Consider the following 8,350-nt stretch of genomic DNA (forward strand, 5'->3'; position numbering starts at 1 on the left):
CCTTTTCTTTGGTTACCTTTCTTTTGGGCCAGCAAAAGAAAGTAACCCGGCCGCGTTAGCGGGCGGAAGCTTTGCTATTGCTATTGCTATTGCTATTGCTATTGCAGTTGCAGTTGCAGTTGCAGTTGCTTCATTGCACTGCGGCAAGAAACGCTGCAACCGCCACGACGCGGTCGCGGCTTGCGCCGCTCCTACCCTAACGGGCTGCGGCCCGCATCGGCGCAAGATTGATGCGGCGCGCGCGACTACTCCCGCGGCGGCTCGAACATCTCCGCGCTCGGCCGGAACGCCCGCGGCGCATAGCCGAAATCGCGCTGCGCCGGACCCGCGTCGAAGGTCATGTCGCCGCGCATGCGCCGCACCGCGGCTTCGCCGAGGCCCGAGGCGCGGCCGGTGGCCTGCGCGGCAAGCAACGCGAGGTTGAACAGCGGCGACGGCAGCTCGATCAGGCGCACCGGCGGGCGCAGACAGGCCAGGGTGCGCGCGACCATGTCGCGGTAACTCAGCACTTCGCCGCCGGGCACGGCATAGACCTGGCCGAAGGTCGCCGGCACGTCGAGCACGGCGAAGGCGGCATCGGCGAGGTCGTCGACGTGCACCGGCTGACGCAGGCCATTGGCGCCGCGCGGCAAGGGGAAGTAACGCAGGCGGCGCGCCAGTTGCGCGATCCGGGTCAGGGTGGCGTCGCGGCCGGCACCGTAGATCAGGGTCGGGCGCAACACGGTCACCGCATCGTTGCGCGGCACCGCCGCGGCGAACAAGGCGGCCTCGCCCTCGCGCAGTTCCTGGGCGACCCGGCGCTCGTCGGCATCGGCCGAACCGCGCTTGGTCTCGGCGCTGGTCGAGCCGAACGCGACCACGCGCGAGGCCTCGATGCCCGATTGTTCGTACCACTTGGCGAACTTCAGCAGCGGACCGCAGCTGAAGATCGCATCGACGCGCGCCGGCAACGCCGGCATCGACGACAGATCGCCCTGCAGCCAATGCAAGCCGGGGCGGTCGTGCTGCTCGTGGCGCGAGATCCCGGTGACCCGCCATCCGGCGTGATACAGCCGTTGCAGCAAGGGCACGCCGATCTGGCCGCTGCCCCCCAAAACCAAAGCGTGTTTCATGCGTTCAGCCCTGCGCACTCCGCGCCGGCAGCACCGCGCGCAACCAGAAATAACCGACCACCGCCGACAACAGCGACGCGCCGAGGATGCCGAGCACGGCCTCTTCGTAACGCAACGGGTCTTGGTAGGCCAACGAAGCGATGAACAAACTCATCGTAAAACCGATGCCGCACATCAAACCCAGGCCGATCATCGCGCGCAGGTCCATGCCGGCGGGGAACCGGGCCCAGCCGAGCACGCGCATCAGCAGCGCCGCACCGACGATGCCGACCGGCTTGCCGACCACCAGGCCCAGCACGATGCCCATCGGCAGCGCCGCGGTCGCGTCTTCGAGCTTGACCCCGCTCAGCGACAGGCCGGCGTTGACGAAGGCGAACAACGGCAGGATCGCGTAGGCCACCCACGGGTGCAGCGCGTGTTCCAGGGTTTCCAGCGGCGAATGCTCGTGCTCGTCGTCGATCGCATTGCGCTTGTCGACGTGCGGGATCATCAGGCCGGTGGCGACGCCGGCCAGGGTCGCATGCACGCCGGACTTCAGAACGCACACCCACAACACCACGCCGAGCGCGAGATACGGCCCCAGCGAGGTCACGCCGCGGCGATTGAGCACCCACATGCCGGCCAGCGCCACCGCCGCCCACATCAGCGCGGTGACCGACAGGCCGTGCGAATAGAAGAAGGCGATGATCAGGATCGCGATCAGGTCGTCGACCACCGCGATCGTCGACAGCAACAGCTTCATCGCCACCGGCACGCGCGAACCGAGCAAGGCCAGCACGCCGAGGGCGAAGGCGATGTCGGTCGCGGTCGGCACCGCCCAGCCGCGCATCGCGGCGGCATCGCCGCGGTTGAGCGCGACGAACAGCAAGGCTGGCACGATCACGCCGGCGGCGGCGCAGACCATCGGCAGCACCAGTTGCGAGCGCTCGGCCAATTGTCCGCTGAGGGCCTCGCGCTTGATCTCCAGGGCGACGACCAGGAAGAAGACCGCCATCAGGCCGTCGTTGATCCACAGCAACAAGGGCTTGGCGATGTCGAGCGCGCCGATGCGCACCTGCACCGGGATCTCGCGGAAGGCCTCGTACGCGGTTTGCAGCGGCGAGTTGGCGGCGATCAGGGCCAGCACCGCGGCGACGATGAGGACGATGCCGCCGGCGGCTTCCAGACGGAAGAATTCGCTCAGCGCGCGCAACGCGCGTCGCGGCAAGCGCGTGGGGGTGAGTTCGCTCATCCGGCCATTATATCGACGGCAACGGTCCGCCCCGCGTCAATGGCCGCTCAGCGCAGCAGCATCAGCACTTCGAAGCCGATCCAGCCCAACAGCCCCACGAGCAGGATCGTGCCCTCGCGCTTGCTCACGCGCAGGTCGCCCCGCAGCATCGGGTACAGCATCAGCGCGAACACCGCCGCGGCGGGCAGCTCGAAACGCACGAACGAGGCCGGCAGCGGCACGCTGTGCCAGGCCGCCATGCCGCCGATCACGATCAGCAGATTGAACAGACTCGAGCCGACCACGTGGCCGACGACGATGTCGCCCTGCCCGCGCCGCGCCGCGGCGACCGCGGCCATGGCCTCGGGCAGCGCGGTGCCGATCGCCACCGGCAGCAGACCGGTCAGCAGCGGCGAAAGACCCATCGCGGCACCGATGATGGCCGCATTCGGCGAACCGAAACCGGCCGCCAGCGCCGGCGAGGCGCCGAGGCTCCACAGGCCGTCGCCGCCGATGATCAGATAGGCGCCCAGGTGCATCAGCACCAACGCGATCAACACCCGCACCAGATTCAGGCCGAGGTGGGTCTGGGTCTGGGCGAAAGCGGCGATGGCGTCCTGCAGCTCCGGCGCCTCGCTACGGGTGCGCGCGATCGCATAGGCGACCACCGCGACGAACGCCAGCAGCATGACGATGCCTTCGCCGCGGCTGAGCACGCCGTCCAGGCCCAGGCCGATCACCGCCAGGGTGCCGAGCAACAGCACCAGCAGCAGCGGCGCCAAGGCGCGCCAACGCACCAACAGCGGTGCGGCGAGCGCGGCCAGGCCGAGGGTCAGGCCGAAATTGACTACGTTGCTGCCGACCGCATTGCCGAGCGCGAGCGCCTGCTGGCCGCGCACCACCGCCTGCAGGTTGACCGCGAGTTCCGGCAGCGAGGTGCCGAACGCGACCAACACCAGGCCGGCCGCGAACGGCGAGGCGCCGAAGCGCTGGGCCAGGCCCGAGGCGCCCTTGACGATCGAATCGCCGCCCAGGGCCAGCAGTACCAGGCCGAGTACGAATAAGCCGACAGCTTCGAACATGACGATCATCCCCTTGCGGTCAATGGCCGATTCTATGCTCAGGCCGGGCCAGGTTGCGCTTTCGCCGCCTCGCGGCGGCCGCTTCGTTCGTTGCCGGCCTCAGGAGCAGCCTTCGACATAGTCGACCTGCGGCGGCACGCCGATGCGCCAGGCCGTGACCTTGCCGGCAGCATCGGTCTCGAACACCAGGGCGCCGGCACCGCCGCCGGCGTCGCCGATGCGCAGATTCTTGCCGCCGTCGACGTACTTGTGCGGCTGCTCCTCGACCCGGCCGGCGTAGAGCTTGCGGATCTCGTCCGCGCTCATGCCGCGCTTGCCGCCGCCGGGCGCGGTCTCCTTGTCGTTGCCGACGTCGACGCGGGCGAACTTGCCGTTCTCGATCATGAAACCGAACTCGGCCGCGTTCTGCGCCCAGATCGGCCTCAGGTAGTAGCAACCGCCGTCGGCCGCGGCCTCGCCCTTGAGCTCGCCGCCCCAGGCCTTCCTGGCGTCCTCGGCGCTCATGCCGAAACGCAGGTCGCCGTAGCCGTCGAAGCGCGCCAGGGTGTCGCTCGCGGGCGGCGTGACCGCCGGTGCGGTCGCCGGCGGCACGTCTTCGGCGGGTTGATCGTTGGCCGGCGGGGTCTGCGCCGTCGCGGTGTCGTTCGGGCCGGCGGCCTCGCGCTGGCAGGCGCTCAAGGCCAGCGCCAGCAACAGGGTGGGCAACACGACGGGGAGTGGCAAACGCTTCATCGGCAGGACTCCGGCGCGCGGGGCGCGGTTCGGGTGGCCGCTGCAGCCTAGCCGTTTTGCGTGAATGCGGCGCGAAACGCCACGGCCGGCAAGACCGTGCAAACGACTCGCGCGGCCAAAGCCGCGCGAGGATGCAGCGATGAAGCCCGCGCTCAGCCGCGCTTGGACGGGTCGAAGTGTTTGCGCAAGCCGGCCCAGCAGGCCTGGTAGTCGCGCTGGCGATGCGCGGCGTCGAAGGCTTGCGCGGCCGGACGGATCACCGCGCGCGTCTCGAACATGAAGGCCATGGTGTCGACGATCACGTGCGGCTGCGAGAGGTCCGCAGCCGAGGCCTTTTCGAAGGTCTGAGCATCCGGGCCGTGGCCGGTCATGCAGTTGTGCAGCGACGAGCCGCCGGGCGCGAAGCCGTCGGCCTTGGCGTCGTAGGCGCCGTGGATCAGGCCCATGAACTCGCTGGCGATGTTGCGGTGGAACCACGGCGGCCGGAAGGTGTGCTGGGCCACCAGCCAACGCGGCGGGAAGATCACGAAATCGATGTTGGCCGTGCCGGGCGTGTCGCTCGGCGAGGTCAGCACGGTGAAGATCGACGGGTCGGGATGGTCGAAGCTGATCGAGCCGATGGTGTTGAAGTGGCGCAGATCGTATTTGTACGGCGCGTAGTTGCCGTGCCAGGCGACCACGTCGAGCGGCGAATGGCCGATGTCGGCGCGCCACAGATGGCCCTGGAACTTGGCGACCAGCTCGAACTCGCCCTCGAGGTCCTCGTAGGACGCGTGCGGGGTCAGGAAATCGCGCGGATTGGCCAGACCGTTGGCGCCGATCGGGCCGAGGTCGGGCAAACGCAGCAGGGCGCCGAAGTTCTCGCAGACATAACCGCGCGAGGGGCCGTCGAGCAGTTCGACACGGAAGCGCACGCCGCGCGGGATCACCGCGACTTCCAGCGGCTCGACTTCGAGCGCGCCGAACTCGGTGGCGACCAACAAACGGCCCTGCTGCGGCACGATCAGCAACTCGCCGTCGGCGCTGTAGAAGTAGCGTCCCTCCATCGAACGGTTGGCGGCATACAAGTGGATGCCGCAACCGTGCTGGCCGGCCGACGAACCGTTGCCGGCCATGGTGTACAGGCCGTCGACGAAATCGGTCGCCGCTTCGGGCAGCGGCAACGGGTCCCAGCGCAGTTGGTCGGGCGAGACCGGGCCGTTGCCGAAGTCGTTATGGAAACGCGGCTGGCCGTAGGGCGCGAAGGTGCCGTGCATGGCCGCCGGACGAATCCGGTACAGCCAGCTGCGCCGGTTCTCCTTGCGCGGCGCGGTGAACGCAGTACCGCTGAGCTGCTCGGCATACAGCCCGAACGCCGCGCGCTGCGGCGAGTTCTGCCCCTGCGGCAGGGCGCCGGCGACGGCCTCGCTGGCGAATTCGTTGCCGAAGCCGCTCATGTAGCCGCGCGGACGCTGGCGTTGGGCGTCGGTGCTGGGCATCGGAATCACGTTGTCGATGTCGTTGGCTGCGGTGCTCATACGGGCTCGCTATGCGGTGGGGCGCCACCATTGGTCGGGGCGCGGATCGGATCGGTGCGGCGGCGGAGCGGTGTCTGCAACGGTACGGCGCGGGCGGCGCGGCGTTACATGATCGCGCGCAGCCCCAGCGAGCGCTGGGTCGAGCGTTCGATCCTCAGCGCCAGCTCGGTGGCGAGCTCCAGCACCCGTGCGCTGTCCTTGCGCCAGACCAGCAGGGCGTGCAGGTTCTCGCTGAAAGTGTCTTCGAGCAGCATCAACTCGTAACCGCCGCCGTCGACGCCGCGCTCGGCCAGCAGCGGGTCCAGCCAGGCGAAATACTCGTCCGGCAGGAACCACCGCCCGTCGGCATGACGCGGGAAATCCGCCAGGGGCTCGGCGAAGAAATCGCTGATCTGCTCGTGCACCTCGTCGATCTTGTCGCCGACGGCGATGTGATCCATCAGCTTGAACACGAGCGCGTTCTGCATCAGCTCTTCCGGCGAGGGATCCACGATCCAGTCCAGATCGGGATCCTCCGCCGCGCCGTCGATCGCGGCCACCAGCGATTGCAGTTCCTCGGGCTCGAGTTCCCGGCAGGTCAACAGATCGACGAGTTCCCTGAGCATGCGCATTCCCTGGCTTGGCCGGCGGTTTTGGTCGGCCGTTATAGTACGCCGCGCTTCATCTGATCGCGCTCGATGCTCTCGAACAGGGCCTGGAAGTTGCCTTCGCCGAAACCTTCGTTGCCCTTGCGCTGGATGATCTCGAAGAAGATCGGCCCGATCGCGTTCTGGGTGAAGATCTGCAACAGCTTGCGCTGGTGGGTCTCGCGGTCGGCGTCGATCAGGATCTTGTTCTTGGCCAGGCGAGCGACGTCCTCGCCGTGATTGGGCACGCGCTGGTCGATCACATCGAAATAGGTGTCCGGGGTGTCGAGGAACTCCACGCCCTGCGCGCGCATCGCCTCGACGGTCTCGTAGATGTTGTCGGTGAAACAGGCGATGTGCTGGATGCCCTCGCCCTTGTAGGCGTCCAGGTATTCGTTGATCTGGCTCTTCGGGTCGCTGGACTCGTTGAGCGGGATGCGCACGACGCCGTCCGGCGCGGTCATCGCCTTCGACACCAGGCCGGTCTTGGCGCCCTTGATGTCGAAATAGCGGATCTCGCGGAAGTTGAACAGACGCTCGTAATAGTCCGACCACTTCTGCATGTTGCCGAAGTACAGGTTGTGGGTCAGGTGGTCGATGAAGGTCAGGCCGAACCCTGCCGGGTTCTGCTCGGCGCCCGGGATCGGCTCGTAGTCTTCATAGGCCGTGCCCTGGTCGCCGTAACGGTCGACCAGATACAGCATGCAGTCGCCGATGCCCTTGACCACCGGCGCATCGATCGCGCGGGTGTCGGCGCGCTCGCTGACCGCTTCGCCGCCGTTGCCGAGCACGGCCTGGTAAACCTCGTTCGCCGGCTTCTTGAAGCGGATCGCGAAGCCCGCGGCACAGGGGCCGTGCGCCTCGGCGAAGGCCGCGGCGAAGCTGTCGGGCGATTCGTTGACCAGGAAGTTCACCCCGCCCTGGCGGTAGACGGTGATCGGACGCGTCTTGTGGCGCAGCACGGCGCTGAAGCCGAGCTTGCGGAAATAATCGTGGAGCAGGTCGCTGCGGCCCTTCGGGGCGGCGAACTCGACGAACTCGAACCCGTCGATGCCGAGCGGATTCTCAAACGTGGTGACCTGCATGCCGAGGTTGGGCTGCGCATTCATGGCATTGTTCTCAGGTGGCGGCCGGGTCCGCTGCGGACGGCCTTGTCGAAAGGGTCGTTATAGTTTCACATGAAACCATAAGCAAGGCACAGTGCAACATGAATCGATCTCAATCCGACCCCGATGCCGTCCCCGAATCGGTCCCGTCCGGCCCCCAGACCGCGCCAATCGGCAAGGCCGGCGGGGCGCGCCATGCCGAACTGGACCTGGAACACTTCCTGCCCTACCGCCTCTCGGTCCTGTCCAACCGGGTCAGCAGCGCGATCGCCCGGGTCTATTCCGAGCGCTTCGCCCTCAGCGTGACCGAGTGGCGGGTGATGGCGGTCCTGGGCCGCTACCCCGGCCTGTCGGCCAACGAGGTCGCCCAGCGCACCGCGATGGACAAGGTCGCGGTCAGCCGCGCGGTCGCCCGCTTGATCGAAGCCGGCCGCCTGGAGCGCGACACCCACGACGACGACCGCCGTCGGTCGGTGCTGCAGCTGTCGCTGGACGGCTACAAGATCTACGACGAAGTCGCGCCGATGGCGCTGGCTTTCGAGCAGCGCCTGTTGAACGGCATCGAGGCGCCCGAGCGCGAGGCGCTGTTCCGGCTGCTGGACCGTCTCGACGAGTTGGAGATGCAGGCCGAGGCGGAGATGGCGGCGACGACCCGCTAGGCGGGTCGATGTCGTAGGTGGCGGTGGCGGCAAGCCACGTTGCCGAGTCCCGGTTGTGCGTATCCGTGCGCGGGACGCGGAGTCGTTGCCGACGTTCTGTTGGGCCAGACGGCCGTTTGCGTGGCGAGCTGGCAACCCCGCGGTCGCGGCTTGCGCCGCTCCTACCCTGGTACCGGACGAGCCGTTGCCGTTGCCGTTGCCGTTGCCGTTGCCGTTGCGAGATTTTGATCTGCTTTGCCGCTTTGTCGGTCAACCGTAGACCCGGAGGGCGGCGCACAGGACGTGCGCCGTTTTTCGATAGGACAA

The 8,350-nt window shown here is 67.8% G+C and carries 8 protein-coding genes; 1 reads left to right on the forward strand and 7 read right to left on the reverse strand.

Features of this window, described 5'->3' with window-relative positions; translation table 11 throughout:
* Window positions 1-245 precede the first annotated feature (245 nt).
* The 7 genes from EX88_RS0121830 to hppD all read right to left on the reverse strand — a co-directional run bounded on the left by EX88_RS0121830 (window position 246) and on the right by hppD (window position 7,388).
* A complete protein-coding gene (locus tag EX88_RS0121830) occupies window positions 246-1,112 on the reverse strand; it encodes an SDR family oxidoreductase (RefSeq protein WP_031374098.1) in 867 nt (288 codons plus the stop codon).
* Window positions 1,113-1,116: 4 nt separating this feature from the next.
* Entirely contained in the window at window positions 1,117-2,343 is a 1,227-nt protein-coding gene (gene nhaA, locus EX88_RS0121835; protein ID WP_152566414.1) for a Na+/H+ antiporter NhaA, read from the reverse strand.
* A 47-nt stretch (window positions 2,344-2,390) separates the two neighbouring features.
* Window positions 2,391-3,404 carry a sodium:calcium antiporter gene (locus EX88_RS0121840; protein ID WP_036149804.1) on the reverse strand — a complete coding sequence of 338 codons (1,014 nt, stop codon included), beginning with the start codon at window positions 3,402-3,404 and terminating at the stop codon, window positions 2,391-2,393.
* A 99-nt stretch (window positions 3,405-3,503) separates the two neighbouring features.
* Window positions 3,504-4,136 (reverse strand): hypothetical protein, encoded by a 633-nt coding sequence (locus EX88_RS0121845; RefSeq protein WP_051885420.1) that lies wholly within the window; start codon window positions 4,134-4,136, stop codon window positions 3,504-3,506.
* A gap of 152 nt (window positions 4,137-4,288) precedes the next feature.
* On the reverse strand, window positions 4,289-5,614 hold the full coding sequence (gene hmgA / locus EX88_RS0121850; protein WP_051885421.1) for a homogentisate 1,2-dioxygenase: 1,326 nt from the start codon (window positions 5,612-5,614) through the stop codon (window positions 4,289-4,291).
* A gap of 143 nt (window positions 5,615-5,757) precedes the next feature.
* Window positions 5,758-6,258 carry a hypothetical protein gene (locus tag EX88_RS0121855; RefSeq protein ID WP_152566416.1) on the reverse strand — a complete coding sequence of 167 codons (501 nt, stop codon included), beginning with the start codon at window positions 6,256-6,258 and terminating at the stop codon, window positions 5,758-5,760.
* 38 nt (window positions 6,259-6,296) lie between these two features.
* Window positions 6,297-7,388 (reverse strand): 4-hydroxyphenylpyruvate dioxygenase, encoded by a 1,092-nt coding sequence (hppD, locus tag EX88_RS0121860; protein WP_031374104.1) that lies wholly within the window; start codon window positions 7,386-7,388, stop codon window positions 6,297-6,299.
* Window positions 7,389-7,486: 98 nt separating this feature from the next.
* Between hppD and EX88_RS0121865 the strand changes: the two genes are divergently transcribed.
* Entirely contained in the window at window positions 7,487-8,044 is a 558-nt protein-coding gene (locus EX88_RS0121865) for a MarR family winged helix-turn-helix transcriptional regulator (protein ID WP_081931369.1), read from the forward strand.
* The last annotated feature ends 306 nt before the right edge of the window (window positions 8,045-8,350 follow it).

It is taken from the genome of Lysobacter antibioticus (assembly GCF_000731095.1).
Classification (GTDB): domain Bacteria; phylum Pseudomonadota; class Gammaproteobacteria; order Xanthomonadales; family Xanthomonadaceae; genus Lysobacter; species Lysobacter antibioticus_B.